Raw genomic sequence first — 17,814 nt, 5'->3', positions numbered from 1 at the left:
CCAGTCTGGCCTCTTCGCGAGCAAGCCCGCTCCCACACTTGACCTCTGTCGTACACAAAATCGGTGTCCACTGAAATCCAATGTGGGAGCGGGCTTGCTCGCGAAGGGCCGCAACTCGGTCTCAGCGTTCGGGCGCTATCAACCGGCACAACTTGGCCGTAGCCTCAATCATCTGCCCACTCGGCCGCTCCAGGCCTTTATCCGTCACCCACCGCAATTGCCCCTGCCGCACCGCCGCCACCTGCGGCCACACCTTCCACGCATCCAGCTGCGCCTGATCACCGGCCAGAATCACCTCGGGATCGCGCTGCAGGACCGCTTCGACACTGACCTGCGGCGCCGGCAGTGTCTGATCGCCGAACACGTTTCGCGCCCCGCACACTTCGAGCGCCGCGCTGATGATCTGGCCACCGCCAACGGTATAGAGTGGCCGGTCCCAGACCTGATAGAACACCCGCAACGGCTCTTCGCGCCTGTAGCGTTGACGCAGCTCAGCCAAGCGTTGACGCAAATTGCCAGCCAGCGCAGCCCCATGCTCAGGCCGGCCAAGCTGCAAGGCAATCGCCTCGATCTGCGCGGTGAGCTGTTCGAAATCATGGGGTTCGGCGACGTAGGTCGGAATGCTCAAGCGCTTGAGTTGCTCACGCTGGGCCGGGCCGACACTGCCGGGCCAGAGCAGCAGCAAGTCGGGCTTGAGGCTGAGCAGCCGCTCCATGTCCAGTTGGCCGTAGCGGCCAACGGAGGGCAGATCCTTGAGTTCGGCGGGACGCTCGCCGGCATCCAGCACGCCAACCAGCAAGTCGGCCGAAGCCAGCTCAACGACAATTTCAGAGAGCGACGGCGCAAGGCTGACAACCCGTTCGACCGCGACTGCCGAGCCACTGGCGGCCAGCAGCAACACCGCCAGCCAGACAGGACGCATCAACCGAGCTGACGCGGAATACGGTAGAGGTAGAACAGCACGGCAGTCGACAGCGCCAGCAGCATCAGCGGCACCGCTTCGAGGCCGACGAACACCGCCAATGCACCGATCCACGCCGGCAGGCCTGCTGCCAGGAACGCCGTGCGCCGCTTGGCCGCCAGACTGATCCAGGCGCCAGGCTCTTCAGGGGTGTCGAGGGCTTTCTGGGTGGCGATCAGCGCATGTTTGTAGCCGCCAAAGAACTTCAGGCTGACAAACATCGAGGCGACACCAGCGATGAACAAGGGCATCGCCAGCACCGGCAGGATGGCCTCGCTCTGGCCGAACACGGCGTTGATGACGAACAGCGGCAACAAGGCCAACGCCAGGTATTGCCACCAGTTGACGGACAGTCGCCGCCGCACCTGGCCTCGGGTCACGCCCGGCCTACCTCGCCCTGATGTTCGTTGCCCATCATGTGGTCGAGTTTGCTGGCCTTGGTCGCCAGGTAGAGTTTGTTGTGCGGATTGTGCCCGGTGTGCAGCGGCACGCGCTCGGCGACCGCGATGCCCATGTCGGTCAAGGCTTTGACCTTGCGCGGGTTGTTGGTCATCAGGCGCAGGGATTTCACCCCCAGGTGCTCAAGCATCGGCAGGCACATGGCGTAGTCACGCTGGTCGGCGGCAAAGCCCAGGCGCTCGTTGGCTTCAACGGTGTCGGCACCGCCGTCCTGCAGCTCATAGGCGCGGATCTTGTTCAGCAGGCCAATGCCACGGCCTTCCTGACGCAAGTACAGCAACACGCCCCGACCTTCACGGGCGATGGCCTGCAGCGCGGCCTCAAGTTGCGAGCCGCAGTCGCAACGCTGGCTGAACAGGGCATCGCCGGTCAGGCATTCGGAGTGCAGCCGGCCGAGTACCGGGGCACCGTCGGCGATCTCGCCCAGGCTCAGCACGACGTGCTCGCGGCCGGTGGCCTCATCGAGAAAGCCGTGCATGATGAATTGCGCAAAAGGCGTTGGCAGCTTGGAAGCGGCGACAAAAACGACAGGCACCGGTGTGCTCCTGATCTAAAAGTCTGAAGATTCGCAGGCCGGCATTGTAACAGCAGGTTCCAACCGACGCTTAGGCTGAATTATCGGCCATAACAATCAAAAAGTTTGATCTCTGTAGGAGCTGCCGCAGGCTGCGATCTTTTGATTTTAATAGATCGCAGCCTGCGGCAGCTCCTACAGGTTAGTTCTCATCGAACGGATAGGGTTGCTTCCAGCGCTCGAAGATCGGTTTGAGCTCACCGCTTTTCACCAACTGCGCCATGCGCTGGTCGAACAGTTCCATCAGGCTGCGGGCCGCCGGGGTCTTGGCAAAGCACAGGTACAACGGCAATTCGGCAATATGCGTGCGGCGGAACTGGGAAGGATCCTTCGCCCGACTGAGCACCCAATCGACTTCAGTTAGAGCATCTATGTAGAAGTCGGCGCGGTTCTGCGTCAGCATCGAAACGATGCCGGTACGCCGCAACACTTCGTTGTAGCGGCGGATATTGGGCAGATAATCCTGAAAATCGTAGCCACGCACCCACGCCAGGCGGTAATTACCCAAGGTTTGCGGGGTCGGTTGCGGGCTGCTGGCCAAGCCCAGGGCATAGATATGGTCGGTATCGAAGTTCCAGCGCGGATAAAGCACGTCGCTGGATTCTTCATGGTAGGAGCCGACACAGGCGTCGACCTCACCGCGCTCGGCCAGCCCCATCGAGCGCACATAGGGTTCGCTGCGGATGTCCAGCTTGACTCCCGCTGGCTCGAAGACTTTGCGCAACACGTCCCAGCCCAGGCCGTGGCCGTCGGCAGCGGTGTAGTCTTCCCAGTCTTCGCTGGCCAGATGAATCACCGATGGCGGGGTGGATGCCTCCTGCGCCTGGGCAAGTGCACCGAACACCATAAACACCATCGTTACCAACCAGCGTCGAGCCATCCCTAGTTCTCCCTAATTAATCCCTCAGGCGAAAATCCATACCAGCCCCTGCATCGCCAACCAGGCAAACACCCCGGCCAATACATCATCGAGCATGATGCCGACGCCTCCATGCACATGCCGGTCAACCCAGTGAATCGGCCACGGCTTGAGGATATCGAAGAAGCGGAACACCAGGAACCCTGCCAACAGCCACTGCCAGCCTTCCGGCACCAGCCACAGGGTGATCCACATTCCGACCATCTCGTCCCAGACGATGCCTTCGTGGTCGTGTACCCGCAAATCATCGGCCACCTTGCCGCACAGCCAGAAGCCGAACAGCATGGTGATGCCCAGCATCAGCCAGTAACCCCAGTCGGGCAACATCTGCCATAACGGGATAAAGGGTAGCGCAACCAGCGATCCCCAGGTGCCTGGAGCCTTTGGCAAGGTGCCCGAGCCGAAACCGAACGCCAGGAAATGCCAGGGATTGCGCCAGACCGAGGGCGGTACGAATTCCGCCGGGACCTGTTTGGGATGATCTGTCACGGTGTCTCCCGAAAATGTTGATAGCCCCGGGTTTGCGGGGTGATGTCATGCCCATCGGTATCGATCAGCGTCACGCCCTGCCCCGCCACGATCCGCCCGATCACATGGATCGGCCAGCCGTCGGCCACCAGTGGCGGTAACTCGACGGACGGTATGGTGAAGACCAATACGTAATCGTCGCCACCACTCAGGGCGGCGCTCTGCGCGCCCGGCTGGCCGAGGAAGGCCACCAGTGCTTTGGACAGCGGCAAGCGATCCCGTTCGATCAGCACCCCGACTTTCGAAGCCAGGGCAATGTGTCCGCAATCGGCGAGCAGACCGTCGGAGATATCCATGGCTGAAGTGGCCTTGCCGCGCAACGCCTGCCCCAGGCCAAGCTGCGGTTGGGGTGACCAGTAATGCGCCAGCAACGGCGCGGCGATGGCGGCTTCAGCGTCGCGCTCGCCGAGCACCAGCGGCAAGGCGCCAGCGGCATTGCCCAGCTCGCCGCCGACACACAGCAAGTCGCCAGGCCGCGCGCCGCTGCGGGTCAAGGCCAGGCCACCCGGCACCCGACCGAACACGGTCATGGTCAGGCTCAACGGCCCGCGGGTGGTGTCGCCGCCCACCAGCGCCACGCCGCAGCTCTGCGCCATGAGGTTCAAACCACGGGCGTAGGCCTGCAGCCAATCGGCGGTCACCGTCGGCAAGGTCAGGGCAAGGGTAAAGGCAATGGGGGTGGCGCCCATGGCGGCCAGGTCGCTGACCGCTACGGCCAGCGAGCGCTGACCGAGCAGAAACGGATCGCAGGGGTCGGCGAAATGCACACCGGCCACCAGCGTATCGGTAGAAATCGCCAACTGCTCCCCGGGAGGCACAGCCAGCAAGGCACAGTCGTCGCCAATCCCCAGGGCAACGCCTTCGCCGCCCTGCGCACAAGGCGCGGCGGCGAAGAAATTGCGGATCAGCTCAAACTCACCCATTGCTGAATCAAGCGCCAATCAGCGCTTGAACGCCTTCACTTCAGCTTCCCGCAGACGTGGGGCCAGCTTGTCGAGCACACCGTTGACGAACTTGTGCCCATCGGTGGAACCGAAGACCTTGGCCAGTTCGATACCCTCGTTGATCACAACGCGGTACGGCACGTCGACACGCTTGAGCAGCTCCCAGGTGGACAGGCGCAGAACCGCCAGTTCAACCGGGTCCAGCTCTTCGATGGTCAAGTCCAGGCAAGGCGTGAGCGCCGTGTCGATTTCGGTCTTGAACTGCGGCACCCCGTGGAGGATCTCGCGGAAGTAGGCACCATCGACATCGGTGAAATCGTTATCGACCCGGAACTGCGCTTCGATCTCGTTCAGCGACTGCTTGGCCATGTGCCATTGGTACAGCGCCTGGGTCGCGAGCTGACGGGCTTCGCGACGCTTGACGCTTTTCGATGGCTTGCCAGCATCCGCAGGTTTTGGATCGCGCGGGTTGAAACGATCGCTTTCGTCGCTAATCACTTGGCCTCCAACTGCGCCAGCAGGCTGACCATTTCCAGAGCGGACAGGGCAGCTTCGGCACCTTTGTTACCGGCCTTGGTGCCGGAACGTTCAATGGCTTGCTCGATGGAATCAACGGTCAGCACGCCGAAAGCGACCGGAACGCCGAACTCCATGGACACCTGGGCCAGGCCCTTGGTGCACTCGCCAGCCACGTATTCGAAGTGCGGAGTACCGCCACGAATGACCGCGCCCAGTGCGATGATTGCCGCGAACTCGCCCTTCTGAGCGACTTTCTGCGCAACCAGCGGGATTTCGAAGGCGCCAGGAGCGCGGATGATGGTGATGTCGCTTTCGCTTACGCCATGGCGAACCAGGGCATCAACAGCACCGCTGACCAGGCTTTCAACGACGAAGCTGTTGAAACGGCCCACTACCAGAGCATAGCGGCCTTTAGGGGCGATGAAGGTACCTTCGATGGTCTTCAGGGTCATTCGTTAGATCTCTTAAAGAGCCGGGACGCGTCTCGTACGCATCCCTCAGTGATATTTGAACCGCGAATACAGGGCCGGATACGACCGGTCATTATTCGGAGGGCACGTATTCTACAACTTCCAGATCGAAACCGGATATCGCATTAAATTTCATCGGTGCCGACATCAGGCGCATTTTACGAACGCCCAGGTCGCGCAGGATCTGCGAACCGGCACCCACAGTGCTGTAGGTGGTCGGTTTTTTCACCGCCGCGTGGTCGGCAGTTTCGCGGATATGCGCCAGCAACACGTCGCCATCGAGCGGGTGGCCGAGCAACAGCACCACGCCACTGCCGGCCTCGGCAACGGCGGACATGGCGGCGCGCAGGCTCCAGCGGCCCGGTTGCTTGACCATCAGCAGGTCGCGCAGCGGGTCCATGTTGTGCACGCGCACCAGGGTAGGTTCTTCGGCGCACACGTTGCCCAGGGTCAGGGCCATGTGCACGTCGCCTTCCACGGAATCACGATAGGTCACCAGGTTGAATTGGCCCAGTTCGCTGTCCAGAGGCTGCTCGGCAATCCGCTGAACGGTACGTTCGTGGATCATCCGGTAGTGAATCAGGTCGGCGATGGTGCCGATCTTGATGTTGTGTTCGGCGGCGAAGGCTTCCAGTTCGGCGCGACGGGACATGGTGCCGTCGTCGTTCATCACTTCGCAGATCACCCCGCTCGGCTCGAAACCGGCCATGCGCGCCAGGTCGCACGCCGCTTCGGTGTGGCCGGCGCGGGCAAGGGTGCCGCCGGCCTGGGCCATCAGCGGGAAGATGTGGCCTGGGCTGACGATGTCTTCAGCCTTGGCATCACGGGCGGCAGCCGCTTGCACGGTGCGCGCACGGTCGGCGGCGGAGATGCCGGTGGTGACGCCGGTGGCCGCTTCGATCGAGACGGTGAACTTGGTGCCGAAGCCGGAGCCGTTGCGCGGCGCCATCAGCGGCAGCTTGAGCAGCTCGCAGCGCTCGCGGCTCATCGGCATGCAGATCAGGCCACGGGCGTGCTTGGCCATGAAGTTGATGTGCTCGGCCTGGCAGCACTCGGCGGCCATGATCAGGTCGCCTTCGTTCTCGCGGTCTTCGTCATCCATGAGGATGACCATCTTGCCTTGGCGGATGTCTTCAACCAGTTCTTCGATGCTATTGAGCGCCACAAGGCACCCCCCTTCTTTCGAAATTTTGAGCTTCAGGATTTGAGGTAGCCGTTGGCGGCCAGAAAGCTTTCGGTAATGTTACTGGAGGTTGGCTCTGCGGCCTTGTCACCCAACAGCAGGCGCTCCAGATAACGCGCCAGCAAATCCACTTCCAGGTTCACCCGGCGACCTGGCTGGTACGACGCCATGATGGTTTCGCTCAAGGTGTGCGGAATGATGGTCAGCAGGAACTCGGCGCCATCGACCGCGTTCACGGTCAGGCTGGTGCCGTCGACGGTGATCGAGCCTTTGTGGGCGATGTACTTGGCCAGGTCCTTCGGCGCGCGGATGCGGAATTCCACGGCCCGCGCGTTCTCGGTGCGGGCAACCACTTCGCCCACGCCGTCGACGTGACCGCTGACCAGGTGCCCGCCGAGGCGAGTGGTCGGGGTCAGGGCTTTTTCCAGATTGACCGGGCTGCCGCTTTTCAGGTCGTTCATGGCGGTGCAGTCGAGGGTTTCACGGCTGACGTCAGCCGCGAAGCCGTTGCCCGGCAGTTCAACCGCCGTCAGGCACACGCCGTTGACCGCGATGCTGTCGCCCAGCTTGACGTCGCTCAGGTCGAGCTTGCCGGTTTCGACGTGGACCCGCACATCTCCACCTTTAGGGGTCAATGCACGAATACTGCCGATGGATTCGATAATGCCGGTAAACATGGAGTCCTCCTCGAGAACAGGGCCAGCGCTATAACGATGGCCGGGAATTATACGCTGGCGACTGGCAAAGGAATGGCAGTGACCCGCCAGTCATCGCCAACCGCGCGAATTTCGGTGATTTTGAGCTCGGGCGCATCCTTCATTTGCGCGAGCGGCCAATCCAGCAACGGCCGCGCCGAAGAACCCAGGAACTTGCCGGCGATGAAAATCTGGAACTCGTCCACTAGACCGAGTTGGGCAAAGGCACCCGCCAGCCGTGGTCCGGCCTCGACCAACACTTCATTGACCTGACGGTTGGCGAGTTCGACCAGCAACTGACGAAGATCGACCTGCCCATCGTAACCCGGCACGATCAGGCACTCCGGGCCGTTGGCGTATTGTTCTTCCACTGCCACGCAGGTAGCGACCAGCGCGGGACCTGCCTTGAAGAATGGCGCATCCAGCGGCACCCGCAGGCGGCCATCGACCAACACACGCAGCGGCGGACGGCTCATGGCCAGTGCGGCTTGTTCGGTGTCCAGACCGAGTTCATCGGCGCGCACGGTCAAACGGGCGTTGTCCGCCAGCACCGTATCGGCGCCGGTCAGCACCACGCTGGCCTGAGCACGCAAACGCTGAACCGCCGAGCGCGCTGCCGGGCCGGTAATCCACTGGCTTTCGCCGCTTTCCATTGCCGTGCGACCGTCGAGGCTCATGGCCAGCTTGACCCGCACGAACGGCAAGCCATGCTCCATGCGCTTAAGGAAGCCTTGATTGAGCTTGCGCGCCTCGCCTTCCAGCACGCCGCTTTCGGTGGCGATGCCGGCCTGCTCCAGGCGCTGCAGACCACGACCGGCGACTTCCGGGTTCGGGTCCTGCATCGCCGCCACGACCCGCGCCACACCGGCGTTGACCAACGCATCGGCGCACGGTGGCGTGCGCCCGTGGTGACTGCAGGGTTCGAGGGTCACGTAAGCGGTCGCGCCCCGGGCCAGCTCACCGGCGGCGCGCAGGGCGTGGACTTCGGCGTGGGGTTCGCCGGCGCGCTCGTGCCAGCCTTCGCCGACGATCTGCCCGCCGCGCACGATCACGCAGCCGACTCGCGGGTTGGGGTGGGTCGTGTAATGACCTTTGCGCGCCAGTTCCAAAGCACGGGCCATGTAATGGGCGTCGAGGACGGCAAGCTCTGCTGACGTGGTCATTCTTTCACCGGTTCCCGGGCCAGGCGATCGATCTCTTCGCGGAACTCGTTGAGGTCCTGGAAGCGGCGATACACCGAAGCGAAGCGGATATAGGCGACTTCGTCGAGCTTTTGCAGCTCGGCCATCACCAGCTCACCGACCACGAGGGACTTGACCTCGCGCTCGCCGGTGGCGCGCAGTTTGTGTTTGATGTGCACCAGCGACGACTCGAGGCGCTCGACACTCACCGGGCGCTTTTCCAGCGCCCGCTGCATGCCGGCGCGGAGTTTTTCTTCGTCGAACGGCTGGCGACTGCCGTCGGTTTTGATCAGGCGCGGCAACACCAGTTCAGCGGTTTCGAACGTCGTGAAACGTTCGCCGCAGGCCAGGCATTCACGCCGGCGGCGCACCTGTTCGCCCTCGGCGACCAGACGCGAGTCGATGACCTTGGTGTCGTTGGCACCGCAGAAGGGACAGTGCATGGTGGCAGGCAACAAAAAAAGGGAGGGCCATGGTAGCGCATCCGGGTGGCAAGACAAGCCATAGGGTTTGCGGTATACAGATTGGCTATATATGGATTACGTGTTGCCGGAGCCGCAAATGTCCCTGAGACCACTCGTTTTGCTCAGTTTTTTCAGCCTGTTGGTCGCCTGCAGCAGCGATACACCCCAGCCGCAGCCGCCAACGCCAGGCCCTGCACCGGAACAGGCGCAGAAGAAAGCCCGGGAATCGGCGAACCTCGGCCCGCTGCCGGCCTATCAGCGCGAACTGAGCGGTACGCTGCAAGGTGTGCCGACAGGTGCTGAAGTGGAACTGGCGCTGCTGGTGATCGACGACAAAGACCGTCCACAGCAATTGCTGGCCAGTTCGAGCCTGATCGGCAACAACCAGGTACTTCCGTTTCACCTGCGCTTCAACCCGGATTCGTTCCCGGCCGGTGCCCGTGTAGAACTTCGTGGCCGCGCCAGCCAGTCCGGCCAGTTGATCCTGCATCTGCCGTCACAGCGGATTAGCCAGCCGACCACCCAGGCCCTGGGCCAGCTGCAATTCGTCAAAGCCCCATGAGTGCACCGCACGACCTGCAACAGGCCTTGGGGGAACTGCTGGGTGATGCGCGACTGGTTGCCTGTGAATTACCGGGGACCGACCTGAAGTTGTGGCTGATCGATGGCGACAACATGGATCGCGCGTTCAGCCCGGAAGAAACCCGGCGGATTCTGCACGAACCGCCGTACTGGAGCTTCTGCTGGGCCAGTGGCCTGGCGGTGGCGCGTTACCTCGCCGACTTCCCTGAGTGGGTCAAGGGCAAGCGCGTGCTGGATTTCGGCGCAGGCTCCGGCGTGGCCGGGATCGCCGCGGTGAAGGCCGGGGCGCTGGAAGTGGTGGCTTGCGACCTGGATCCGCTGGCGGTTGCCGCCTGTCGGGCGAATGCCGAGCTCAATGACGTACAGCTCGTTTACTCGACGGATTTTTTCGCCGAGGCCGATCGTTTCGATCTGATTCTGGTTGCGGATGTGCTGTACGACAGGGCGAACCTGCCTCTGCTTGATGAATTCCTGAGTCGTGGCAAGGAGGCTCTGGTAGCGGATTCGCGTGTGAGGGATTTTCGCCATCCGTTGTATCGGCGCATTGAAATGCTTGAAGCGATGACCTTGCCGGACCTGGCCGAGCCGGAAGAGTTTCGGCATGTGAGCCTCTACCACGCTCGGCGCGGCTGAAGCCGCTAAAAGATCGCAGCCTGCGGCAGCTCCTACACGGGGATGCGGTTTAACCTGTAGGAGCTGCCGAAGGCTGCGATCTTTTGCGCCACGCCTTATAGTTCACCTATTCACGCTTTTACGAGATTGCCCATGAGTCAGCAAACGCCGTACATCTTCGACGCCACGACTGCCGATTTCGACCAGTCGGTGATCGAGAACTCCTTCCACAAACCGGTGCTGGTGGATTTCTGGGCCGAATGGTGTGCGCCCTGCAAGGTGCTGATGCCGATGCTGCAGACCATCGCCGAGAGCTATCAGGGCGAACTGCTGCTGGCCAAGGTCAACTGTGACCTCGAACAGGACATCGTCGCCCGTTTCGGTATTCGCAGCCTGCCGACCGTGGTGCTGTTCAAGGATGGCCAGCCGGTCGATGGTTTTGCCGGTGCGCAGCCGGAGTCGGCCGTGCGCGCGCTGCTCGAGCCCCATGTGCAAATGCCGCCACCGGCCGCCGCCGATCCGTTCGAACAGGCCCTGGCCTTGTTCGACGACAGCCGTTTCGCCGATGCAGAGGCCCTGCTCAAAGTGCTGCTGGGCGAAGACAACACCAACGCCAAGGCGCTGATTCTCTACGCCCGCTGTCTCACCGAGCGCGGTGAGCTGGGTGAAGCGCAAGCCGTGCTCGATGCGGTCAAGAGCGATGAGCACAAGGCCGCCCTGGCCGGCGCCAAGGCGCAGATCAAGTTCCTCGGCCAGGCCAAGGACTTGCCGGATGCCGCCGACTTGAAGGCTCGCCTGGCGAAAAACCCGCAGGACGATGAAGCGGTCTATCAGCTGGCCGTTCAACAACTGGCCCGCCAGCAATACGACGCGGCGCTGGATGGACTGCTCAAGCTGTTCATTCGCAATCGCAGCTACAGCGAGGGTCTGCCGCACAAGACCTTGCTGCAGGTGTTCGAACTGCTGGGTAACGATCATCCGCTGGTAACGACGTACCGTCGCAAGTTGTTTGCTGCGCTTTATTAAGATCAAAAGATCGCAGCCTCGCTTCGCTCGACAGTTCCTACAGGGGATATGCGTTGCCCTTGTAGGAGCTGCCGCAGGCTGCGATCTTTTGCGGTTTATTCGATCCAGTGGAAAATCGGCGTATCCGCGCCACTTTGCACCTTCACGTCCGGGCTATGCCGCAAGCGCACCAACAGGCGCTTGCCCGCCGCCGCACTGCCGGTCAGCCCTTCCAGTTGATCGAGTAATTGCGGCCCGCTCAATTGCCCGGCCTTGCGCAGCAGATCTTTGGCGACCTGCCACAGCGCATCGTCCTGATTCAGCGGTTTCGCCACTGGCGCAGCACTGACCTCGGTTTTTTCCACTTTCAACTGCGCACCCAGCCTTGCCCAGTCGGCGTCATCCATCTCCAGCGTCAAATCCACCGGCCAGTCGCCGATGCTTCCGCGAATTCGCAACATGAGTCAGCTCCCGAACATTTCTTCGCACCCATGCTCCCACGGGGCTTGTGCAACGCCAAGCAGGCAGTCACACTCTGCGCGTCATGTTATAAGATTACATAACATCTCTTTCATCTTGTCTTTCGGAGACTCGCCATGCGTCACCTGCTTCTCGCTCTGCCGTTTGCCTTGTTGCCGCTGGCTGGCGTTCACGCCGCTGACGAACATGATCACGACCATGAGCACGGCAGCCTTGGCGCCCATGAGCACGGTGTCGGGCGCCTGAACGCGGCACTGGATGGCCTGACCCTGGAGCTGGAGCTGGACAGTCCGGCGATGAACCTGGTGGGCTTTGAGCACGTCGCCGCAACCGATGCCGACAAAGCCAAGGTCGCTGCGACCCGCGCTCGCCTTGAGCAACCGCTGGCGCTGTTCAGCCTGCCGAAAGCCGCCGGTTGCGTGGTGGAAAACCAGGAGCTGGAAAGCCCGTTGTTTGGCGACACGCCAGAGGCCGACGATGAACACCACCATGACCACAGTGAAATCCACGCCCGCTACCAATTCACCTGCGCCACGCCGGGCGCGCTGAAGACCCTGGATCTGGCGAATATCTTCAACAGCTTCCCGGCGACCCGGAAAATTCAGGTACAACTGATCGGCCCGAGCGGGCAGCAAGGGGTTGAAGTGACGGCCAAGGCTGCCTCCCTCAAGTTCTGATCCACCGCACAACCAATGTGGGAGCGGGCTTGCTCGCGAAGGCAGTGTGTCATGCAACATAGATGTCGACTGACACTCCCCCTTCGCGAGCAAGCCCGCTCCCACAGGATAATCAACACCCATGAAATCAGCGCCATGACCCAAGCACTCATCGAATTGTCCGACCTGAGCTTCAGCTGGCCCGGTCACCCGCCGCTGCTGGATATCCCGGCGTTTCGCCTTTCGCCTGGGGAAACCCTGTTCCTCAAGGGCCCCAGCGGTAGCGGCAAGACCACCCTGCTGGGCCTGCTCGGCGGCGTGCAGAAGCCCGATCGTGGCAGCATCCGCCTGCTTGGCCAGGAGCTAACGGAACTGTCGGCCGGCGCCCGCGATCACTTTCGTGTCGATCACACTGGCTACATCTTCCAGCAGTTCAATCTGCTGCCGTTTCTGTCGGTGCGCGAGAACGTCGAACTGCCCTGCCACTTCTCGAAACTGCGCGCCGAGCGGGCGAAGCAGCGCCACGGCAGCATCGACCAGGCCGCCGCCACCCTGCTCGCCCATCTGGGTTTGAAGGATGACAACATCCTCGCGCGCCGCGCCGACTCCCTGTCCATCGGCCAGCAACAACGCGTGGCCGCCGCGCGCGCGCTGATCGGTCAGCCGGAACTGGTGATCGCCGACGAGCCGACCTCAGCCCTCGACTACGACGCCCGCGAAAACTTCATTCGCCTGCTGTTCGCCGAATGCCGCGAGGCCGGCTCGAGCCTGTTGTTCGTCAGCCATGACCAGAGCCTGGCGCCGCTGTTCGATCGCAACCTGTCGCTGGCCGAACTCAATCGCGCCGCCACCCCGTCCGAGGTCTGAGATGTATCTGTTCCGTCTAGCCATGGCCAGCCTGGCTAACCGCCGTTTCACCGCGATCCTCACCGCGTTTGCCATCGCCCTGTCGGTGTGCCTGCTGCTGGCCGTGGAACGGGTGCGCACCGAGGCCAAGGCCAGTTTCGCCAGCACCATCAGCGGCACCGACCTGATCGTCGGCGCGCGCTCCGGCTCGGTCAACCTGCTGCTGTACTCGGTATTCCGCATCGGCAACGCCACCAACAACATCCGCTGGGACAGCTTCGAACACTTCGCCAGCAACCCGAAAGTGAAGTGGGCCATACCGATGTCCCTTGGCGACTCCCATCGCGGCTATCGGGTGATGGGCACCACCGGGGCGTACTTCGAACACTACCAGTACGGCCGCCAGCAACACCTGGAACTGGCCGAGGGTCGTGCTTTCGCCAGCGACCCGTTCGAAGTGGTGCTCGGCGCTGAAGTCGCGGACGCGCTGCACTACAAACTCGGCGACAAACTGGTGCTGGCCCACGGCGTGGCCGTGATCAGCCTGGTCAAGCACGACGACAAGCCCTTCACCGTGGTCGGCATTCTCAAGCGCACCGGCACCCCGGTAGACCGCACGCTGCACATCAGCCTCGGCGGCATGGAAGCCATTCACGTCGATTGGCACAACGGCGTGCCGGCCCGGGGCAACGGGCGGGTCAGCGCCGATCAGGCGCGCAACATGGACCTGACACCCCAGGCGATCACCGCGTTCATGCTCGGCCTCAACAGCAAGATCTCGACCTTCGCCCTGCAGCGCGAGATCAACGAATTCCGTGGCGAACCGATGCTGGCGATCCTGCCGGGCGTTGCGTTGCAAGAATTGTGGAGCTTGATGAGCACGGCGGAAAAGGCCCTGTTCGTGGTGTCGCTGTTCGTAGTGCTGACCGGCTTGATCGGCATGCTCACGGCGATTCTCACCAGTCTCAACGAACGTCGGCGGGAGATGGCGATCCTGCGATCGGTGGGCGCGCGGCCCTGGCACATCGCGACGCTGCTGGTGCTCGAGGCGTTTGCCCTGGCGGTGGCCGGTGTGGTGGCCGGCGTGGCATTGCTCTACGTCTGTATCGCGGCAGCCCAGGGTTACGTGCAAGCCAATTACGGCCTGTTTCTGCCGCTGGCGTGGCCGAGCGAATATGAATGGACGCTACTCGGTGGCATCCTGATCGCTGCGTTGCTGATGGGCAGCGTGCCAGCCTGGCGCGCCTATCGCCAATCCCTGGCCGATGGCCTGTCGATCCGTTTATGAGGACGTTGAAATGCCCCGCGCTGTCTTTGCGCTGTTGATGCTGGTCGCCCTGCCGTTGTGGGCGGCCGAGCCGAAAGAGCTGACCTGGTCGGAAATGATCCCGCCGGATGCGGCACCGGAAGTGCCCAACATGACACCGCTGCACGACCTGTCGAAGCTCAGCGATGCACTGTCCGCCGAATCGGCGCCGGCAGCGAAACAGGACATGCCCAACGCCCCGGTGGTCAAGGCCCTCGACGGTCAGAACATTCGTTTGCCGGGCTACATCGTGCCGCTGGAAGTGAGTGAAGACGGTCGTACCACGGACTTTCTGCTGGTGCCGTATTTCGGCGCCTGCATCCACGTACCGCCACCGCCTTCGAACCAGATCGTGCACGTCAAAAGTGAAGTCGGCGTGAAGCTCGACGAGCTGTATCAGCCTTACTGGATCGAGGGGCCGATGCAGGTCAAGCCGTCCACCAGTGAGCTGGCGGATGCCGGGTACCAGATGGAGGCGGACAAGATCTACCTGTATGAATTGCCGGAGTGAACCCGGTAGTCGTGTGTTGTCTGGTCGATAGTCATCGCCAGCAGGCTGGCTCCCACAAGGATCGGCGACTCCCTGTGGGAGCCAGCCTGCTGGCGATGAGGCCATCATGAACACCACAAAAACCAAACCCATCACGATTTCATTGAGCTGCATCAAAAGACCAGATCGTTAGCCGCCTTACCATTGGACATCGAAGATTTTTAACGTCCTCTGGAGCCCCCCATGAACAAGTCCTTGCTCGGTGCCTCGCTGGTAGCGCTGGCGCTTGCAGCCCCGTTCGCCCACGCCCACGAAGCCGGTGACATCATCCTTCGTGCCGGTGCGATTACCGTCAACCCGGAGGCCGACAGTTCCTCGGTCAAGGTCGATCAGGGTCCGCTGAGCGGCGCCGACCTGGGTGGCAAGGCGACCATGAGCAGCGACACGCAACTGGGTCTGAACGTTGCCTACATGATCACCAACAACTGGGGGATCGAGTTGCTCGCGGCCACGCCGTTCGAGCACGACGTCAAGCTCAAGGGCACCGCCCTGGGTGCGGCCAACGGCAAACTCGGTACGCTGAAACACCTGCCACCGACCCTCAGCATCGTGTACTACCCGCTGGATGCCAAATCCGACTTCCAGCCGTACCTCGGCGCCGGTATCAATTACACCTGGATCTACGACGAGCATGTCGGCAGCGAAGCCCAGGCCAACGGCTTCAGCAACTTCAAGGCAGAAAACTCCTGGGGCATGGCGTTCCAGGTCGGTGCCGACTACATGCTGACCGACAACGTGATGATCAACGCCCAGGTGCGTTACATTGACATCGATACCCGCGCGACCGTGGAAAACGACGCCGTGGCACCGGGCACCCGGGCACGGGTGAACGTGGATGTCGATCCGTTCATCTACATGGTCGGTCTGGGTTACAAGTTCTAAGTATTCACGTGGTGGTGGATTGGTCGCTCCCTTGTCCTATGGACGGGAACGATCAGTAACAAAAAAAGGCGCCTCTACAGGCGCCTTTTTCTATTGTCCCAGCAACCGCGCCAGCCCGACGCTCAACGGCGTCGGCTCGGGCGCCCGGAAGCGCTCCAGCAGACGCTGGTTGTTGGCCCGCGAATGACGAATGTCACCTGAGCGCGCCGGGCCGTAGCTCACCGGTGGCAGCTTGCCAACCACGACCTCAAGGGCCGCCAGCATCTGCTTGAGACTGGTCGCCTGGTTCCAGCCGACGTTGACCGCGCCCTCTTCCACCTGGGGTTTCTCGATGGCCTGCACCAGCAGATCGACCAGATCCTCGACGTAGAGAAAGTCCCGCGTCTGCTCGCCGTCGCCAAACACCGTGATCGGCAGGCCTTTCTGTGCGCGCTCGCTGAAAATGCTGATGACCCCGGAGTACGGCGAGGACGGATCCTGGCGCGGGCCGAAGATGTTGAAGAAGCGGAAAACCACCGGCTCCAGCCCATGCTCGCGCCGGTAGAAATCGAAGTATTGCTCGCTCGCCAGCTTGTCCACCGCGTAGGGTGTCAACGGCGCCTTGGGCGTGTCTTCATCGATTGATTCGCCTTCGCCATTGTTGCCATACACCGCGGCACTGGAGGCGAACAGCACGCGCTTGACGCCCGCCTGGCGCATGGCTTCGCAGACATTCAGCGAGCCGATGAAATTACTCTGGTGGGTCTTCACCGGGTCGTCCACCGACGCCTGTACCGATGCCACGGCCGCCAGGTGCACCACAGCGCTGCAACCGGACATCGCACGGGCGACCAGGGCGGCATCGGCAACGTCGCCGACGATCAGCTCGACCTTGGGATTGTCCAGCGGCAGGTTGCTGCGTTTACCGGTGGATAGGTCATCGAGAATCCGTACCGAATAGCCCTTGATGAGCAAGGCATCGGTGAGATGGGAGCCGATGAATCCGGCACCCCCGGTAATCAGAACGGGGCGATCAGCCATGACGATAGAACCTGTCCAGAAGGCTCGGAAGGGCCGCACGCCAGGCGCGTGGCTTGATTCCGAAGGTGTGCAGAATTTTCTTGCAGGCCAGTACCGCGTGTTGCGGTTCTTCCGCGGCGTCCGGGCGCGCGGCGTGGGCCTGGGCGGTCGGCGCTTCGATGGCCAGCGGGTGCAGGGCGCGGGCTTCGGTGAGAATCGCCTGGCCCAGGGCCAGCGGCGTGGTCGCCTCATGCCCGGCGTAGTGGTAGGTGCCCCACAGCGGCGCGCTGCAGTCGAGTTGCTTGAGTACCGAAATGATCACCCGGGCCGCGTCGTCCACCGGTGTCGGATTGCCCCGGCGGTCGTCGGCCAACAGCAGTTCCTCGGGTTGCTCGGCGCGGCCGAGGAAACGCCCGAGGGTGCCGTCAGGACTGTCATCGAGCAGCCAGCCGAAACGCAACAGCACGTGTTGCGGGCAGGTGGCGCGCACGCTTTGCTCGATCCGCCACAAGGCCTGGCCTCGCAGGCCCAGCGGCAGCGGTTCGTCTTTTTCGCTGTAGGCGGTCGCCCGGGAGCCGTCGAACACGCGATAGCTCGACGGTTGCACCAGGACGATGTTGTGATGCTGGCACAGTTCGGCCAGGCGCTCGATCGCCCGCTCCTGCCCGGCCAGGCGCTGTTCGCTGACCGTCTCCGCCTGGAACCAGTCGAAGTAGTAGGCGAGGTTGATCAACGCGTCCGGGCGGGTGTCGTCGAGCAGTTGCGTCAGGCTCGCGGCATCCCAGCCGTCCTGTGGTGGGCGGGGGGCGAGGAAACCGATGTCTTCCTCCGCACCGAGGCGAATCAGCGCCTGCCCAAGGGCATTTCCGCCGCCCAGTAACATAAGGCGCATTCGCATAGAGTCAGCAGGCCCAGTCTGATTGGAACGATGGCTGTATCGACACCGCCCGCGGGCGATGTCATCGATAGTTGCCGGAATCGTTGCATTTTGCGGGTTTA

Annotated in this window: 23 protein-coding genes; 8 read left to right on the top strand and 15 right to left on the bottom strand. The window is 62.5% G+C overall.

All coding sequences use genetic code 11. The annotated features are described in order from the left end of the window. Positions 1-121: 121 nt before the first annotated feature. The 12 genes from SOP95_RS17605 to nrdR form a co-directional block, all read right to left on the bottom strand. Entirely contained in the window at positions 122-922 is an 801-nt protein-coding gene (locus SOP95_RS17605) for a cobalamin-binding protein (RefSeq protein WP_323607776.1), read from the bottom strand. Beyond that, positions 922-1,341, bottom strand: a complete 420-nt coding sequence (locus SOP95_RS17600; RefSeq protein WP_323607775.1) for an MFS transporter — start codon at positions 1,339-1,341, stop codon at positions 922-924. The genes SOP95_RS17605 and SOP95_RS17600 overlap by 1 nt, the downstream gene beginning before the upstream one ends. Continuing rightward, the gene (ribA, locus tag SOP95_RS17595; protein ID WP_180204442.1) at positions 1,338-1,955 is read right to left on the bottom strand and encodes a GTP cyclohydrolase II; all 618 of its coding nucleotides are present in this window, start codon (positions 1,953-1,955) and stop codon (positions 1,338-1,340) included. The genes SOP95_RS17600 and ribA overlap by 4 nt, the downstream gene beginning before the upstream one ends. Before the next feature lie 181 nt (positions 1,956-2,136). After that, entirely contained in the window at positions 2,137-2,874 is a 738-nt protein-coding gene (locus tag SOP95_RS17590; RefSeq protein ID WP_323607774.1) for a substrate-binding periplasmic protein, read from the bottom strand. Between the two features lie 24 nt (positions 2,875-2,898). Then, positions 2,899-3,402 carry a phosphatidylglycerophosphatase A family protein gene (locus SOP95_RS17585; RefSeq protein WP_046815881.1) on the bottom strand — a complete coding sequence of 168 codons (504 nt, stop codon included), beginning with the start codon at positions 3,400-3,402 and terminating at the stop codon, positions 2,899-2,901. Beyond that, entirely contained in the window at positions 3,399-4,364 is a 966-nt protein-coding gene (gene thiL, locus SOP95_RS17580; protein WP_323607773.1) for a thiamine-phosphate kinase, read from the bottom strand. Before thiL ends, SOP95_RS17585 begins: the two co-directional genes overlap by 4 nt. A gap of 18 nt (positions 4,365-4,382) precedes the next feature. Continuing rightward, on the bottom strand, positions 4,383-4,883 hold the full coding sequence (gene nusB / locus SOP95_RS17575) for a transcription antitermination factor NusB (RefSeq protein ID WP_008053839.1): 501 nt from the start codon (positions 4,881-4,883) through the stop codon (positions 4,383-4,385). Then, a complete protein-coding gene (gene ribH, locus SOP95_RS17570; protein WP_003228649.1) occupies positions 4,880-5,356 on the bottom strand; it encodes a 6,7-dimethyl-8-ribityllumazine synthase in 477 nt (158 codons plus the stop codon). Before ribH ends, nusB begins: the two co-directional genes overlap by 4 nt. A gap of 91 nt (positions 5,357-5,447) precedes the next feature. Continuing rightward, positions 5,448-6,539 carry a bifunctional 3,4-dihydroxy-2-butanone-4-phosphate synthase/GTP cyclohydrolase II gene (gene ribBA, locus SOP95_RS17565; RefSeq protein WP_274074413.1) on the bottom strand — a complete coding sequence of 364 codons (1,092 nt, stop codon included), beginning with the start codon at positions 6,537-6,539 and terminating at the stop codon, positions 5,448-5,450. 32 nt (positions 6,540-6,571) lie between these two features. Beyond that, positions 6,572-7,234: a riboflavin synthase gene (locus SOP95_RS17560; protein WP_007906836.1), complete on the bottom strand. Its 663-nt coding sequence runs from the start codon at positions 7,232-7,234 to the stop codon at positions 6,572-6,574. Between the two features lie 47 nt (positions 7,235-7,281). Further along, the gene (gene ribD / locus SOP95_RS17555) at positions 7,282-8,415 is read right to left on the bottom strand and encodes a bifunctional diaminohydroxyphosphoribosylaminopyrimidine deaminase/5-amino-6-(5-phosphoribosylamino)uracil reductase RibD (protein ID WP_323607772.1); all 1,134 of its coding nucleotides are present in this window, start codon (positions 8,413-8,415) and stop codon (positions 7,282-7,284) included. Beyond that, positions 8,412-8,876, bottom strand: coding sequence for a transcriptional regulator NrdR (gene nrdR / locus SOP95_RS17550; RefSeq protein ID WP_003228656.1), 465 nt, complete (start codon positions 8,874-8,876; stop codon positions 8,412-8,414). The genes ribD and nrdR overlap by 4 nt, the downstream gene beginning before the upstream one ends. 118 nt (positions 8,877-8,994) lie before the next feature. On the opposite strand from nrdR, the gene SOP95_RS17545 reads away from it, so the two are divergent. The 3 genes from SOP95_RS17545 (at position 8,995) to trxA (ending at position 11,117) form a co-directional block, all read left to right on the top strand. Continuing rightward, complete coding sequence (locus tag SOP95_RS17545) at positions 8,995-9,459, top strand: YbaY family lipoprotein (RefSeq protein ID WP_323607771.1); 465 nt, start codon at positions 8,995-8,997, stop codon at positions 9,457-9,459. Next, on the top strand, positions 9,456-10,112 hold the full coding sequence (locus tag SOP95_RS17540) for a class I SAM-dependent methyltransferase (RefSeq protein ID WP_323607770.1): 657 nt from the start codon (positions 9,456-9,458) through the stop codon (positions 10,110-10,112). The genes SOP95_RS17545 and SOP95_RS17540 overlap by 4 nt, the downstream gene beginning before the upstream one ends. Positions 10,113-10,244: 132 nt before the next feature. Continuing rightward, positions 10,245-11,117 carry a thioredoxin gene (trxA, locus tag SOP95_RS17535; protein WP_323607769.1) on the top strand — a complete coding sequence of 291 codons (873 nt, stop codon included), beginning with the start codon at positions 10,245-10,247 and terminating at the stop codon, positions 11,115-11,117. A 95-nt stretch (positions 11,118-11,212) separates the two neighbouring features. Here the strand turns inward: trxA and SOP95_RS17530 are convergent, their stop codons facing one another. After that, the gene (locus SOP95_RS17530; RefSeq protein ID WP_274074409.1) at positions 11,213-11,557 is read right to left on the bottom strand and encodes a hypothetical protein; all 345 of its coding nucleotides are present in this window, start codon (positions 11,555-11,557) and stop codon (positions 11,213-11,215) included. 135 nt (positions 11,558-11,692) lie between these two features. Between SOP95_RS17530 and SOP95_RS17525 the strand changes: the two genes are divergently transcribed. The 5 genes from SOP95_RS17525 to SOP95_RS17505 all read left to right on the top strand — a co-directional run bounded on the left by SOP95_RS17525 (position 11,693) and on the right by SOP95_RS17505 (position 15,816). Continuing rightward, positions 11,693-12,253 carry a DUF2796 domain-containing protein gene (locus SOP95_RS17525; RefSeq protein WP_274074408.1) on the top strand — a complete coding sequence of 187 codons (561 nt, stop codon included), beginning with the start codon at positions 11,693-11,695 and terminating at the stop codon, positions 12,251-12,253. A gap of 135 nt (positions 12,254-12,388) precedes the next feature. After that, positions 12,389-13,099 (top strand): ABC transporter ATP-binding protein, encoded by a 711-nt coding sequence (locus SOP95_RS17520; RefSeq protein WP_323607768.1) that lies wholly within the window; start codon positions 12,389-12,391, stop codon positions 13,097-13,099. A gap of 1 nt (position 13,100) precedes the next feature. Continuing rightward, positions 13,101-14,366 carry an ABC transporter permease gene (locus SOP95_RS17515; protein WP_323607767.1) on the top strand — a complete coding sequence of 422 codons (1,266 nt, stop codon included), beginning with the start codon at positions 13,101-13,103 and terminating at the stop codon, positions 14,364-14,366. Between the two features lie 10 nt (positions 14,367-14,376). Continuing rightward, on the top strand, positions 14,377-14,895 hold the full coding sequence (locus SOP95_RS17510; protein WP_274074405.1) for a DUF3299 domain-containing protein: 519 nt from the start codon (positions 14,377-14,379) through the stop codon (positions 14,893-14,895). Positions 14,896-15,117: 222 nt separating this feature from the next. Next, complete coding sequence (locus SOP95_RS17505; protein ID WP_274074404.1) at positions 15,118-15,816, top strand: OmpW/AlkL family protein; 699 nt, start codon at positions 15,118-15,120, stop codon at positions 15,814-15,816. A gap of 90 nt (positions 15,817-15,906) precedes the next feature. On the opposite strand, the gene SOP95_RS17500 is transcribed toward SOP95_RS17505, so the two are convergent. Next, positions 15,907-16,836, bottom strand: a complete 930-nt coding sequence (locus tag SOP95_RS17500; protein ID WP_323607766.1) for an NAD-dependent epimerase/dehydratase family protein — start codon at positions 16,834-16,836, stop codon at positions 15,907-15,909. Beyond that, complete coding sequence (locus SOP95_RS17495) at positions 16,829-17,713, bottom strand: sugar nucleotide-binding protein (protein ID WP_046815894.1); 885 nt, start codon at positions 17,711-17,713, stop codon at positions 16,829-16,831. Before SOP95_RS17495 ends, SOP95_RS17500 begins: the two co-directional genes overlap by 8 nt. Between the last annotated feature and the right edge of the window lie 101 nt (positions 17,714-17,814).

Source organism: Pseudomonas sp. YuFO8, assembly GCF_035065025.1.
Taxonomy (GTDB): domain Bacteria; phylum Pseudomonadota; class Gammaproteobacteria; order Pseudomonadales; family Pseudomonadaceae; genus Aquipseudomonas; species Aquipseudomonas putida_AE.
The sequence above is the reverse complement of the archived record's forward strand: the minus strand, read 5'-3'. Positions and strand labels throughout refer to the sequence as shown.

Excerpts from the sequence above, each read along its gene's own strand:
- SOP95_RS17605 (WP_323607776.1), bottom strand. The coding sequence starts at position 922 with ATGCGTCCTGTCTGGCTGGCGGTGTTGCTGCTGGCCGCCAGTGGCTCG.
- SOP95_RS17590 (WP_323607774.1), bottom strand. The coding sequence starts at position 2,874 with ATGGCTCGACGCTGGTTGGTAACGATGGTGTTTATGGTGTTCGGTGCA.
- thiL (WP_323607773.1), bottom strand. The coding sequence starts at position 4,364 with ATGGGTGAGTTTGAGCTGATCCGCAATTTCTTCGCCGCCGCGCCTTGT.
- ribH (WP_003228649.1), bottom strand. The coding sequence starts at position 5,356 with ATGACCCTGAAGACCATCGAAGGTACCTTCATCGCCCCTAAAGGCCGC.
- SOP95_RS17560 (WP_007906836.1), bottom strand. The coding sequence starts at position 7,234 with ATGTTTACCGGCATTATCGAATCCATCGGCAGTATTCGTGCATTGACC.
- ribD (WP_323607772.1), bottom strand. The coding sequence starts at position 8,415 with ATGACCACGTCAGCAGAGCTTGCCGTCCTCGACGCCCATTACATGGCC.
- nrdR (WP_003228656.1), bottom strand. The coding sequence starts at position 8,876 with ATGCACTGTCCCTTCTGCGGTGCCAACGACACCAAGGTCATCGACTCG.
- SOP95_RS17545 (WP_323607771.1), top strand. The coding sequence starts at position 8,995 with ATGTCCCTGAGACCACTCGTTTTGCTCAGTTTTTTCAGCCTGTTGGTC.
- SOP95_RS17540 (WP_323607770.1), top strand. The coding sequence starts at position 9,456 with ATGAGTGCACCGCACGACCTGCAACAGGCCTTGGGGGAACTGCTGGGT.
- trxA (WP_323607769.1), top strand. The coding sequence starts at position 10,245 with ATGAGTCAGCAAACGCCGTACATCTTCGACGCCACGACTGCCGATTTC.
- SOP95_RS17530 (WP_274074409.1), bottom strand. The coding sequence starts at position 11,557 with ATGTTGCGAATTCGCGGAAGCATCGGCGACTGGCCGGTGGATTTGACG.
- SOP95_RS17525 (WP_274074408.1), top strand. The coding sequence starts at position 11,693 with ATGCGTCACCTGCTTCTCGCTCTGCCGTTTGCCTTGTTGCCGCTGGCT.
- SOP95_RS17520 (WP_323607768.1), top strand. The coding sequence starts at position 12,389 with ATGACCCAAGCACTCATCGAATTGTCCGACCTGAGCTTCAGCTGGCCC.
- SOP95_RS17515 (WP_323607767.1), top strand. The coding sequence starts at position 13,101 with ATGTATCTGTTCCGTCTAGCCATGGCCAGCCTGGCTAACCGCCGTTTC.
- SOP95_RS17510 (WP_274074405.1), top strand. The coding sequence starts at position 14,377 with ATGCCCCGCGCTGTCTTTGCGCTGTTGATGCTGGTCGCCCTGCCGTTG.
- SOP95_RS17505 (WP_274074404.1), top strand. The coding sequence starts at position 15,118 with ATGAACAAGTCCTTGCTCGGTGCCTCGCTGGTAGCGCTGGCGCTTGCA.
- SOP95_RS17500 (WP_323607766.1), bottom strand. The coding sequence starts at position 16,836 with ATGGCTGATCGCCCCGTTCTGATTACCGGGGGTGCCGGATTCATCGGC.
- SOP95_RS17495 (WP_046815894.1), bottom strand. The coding sequence starts at position 17,713 with ATGCGAATGCGCCTTATGTTACTGGGCGGCGGAAATGCCCTTGGGCAG.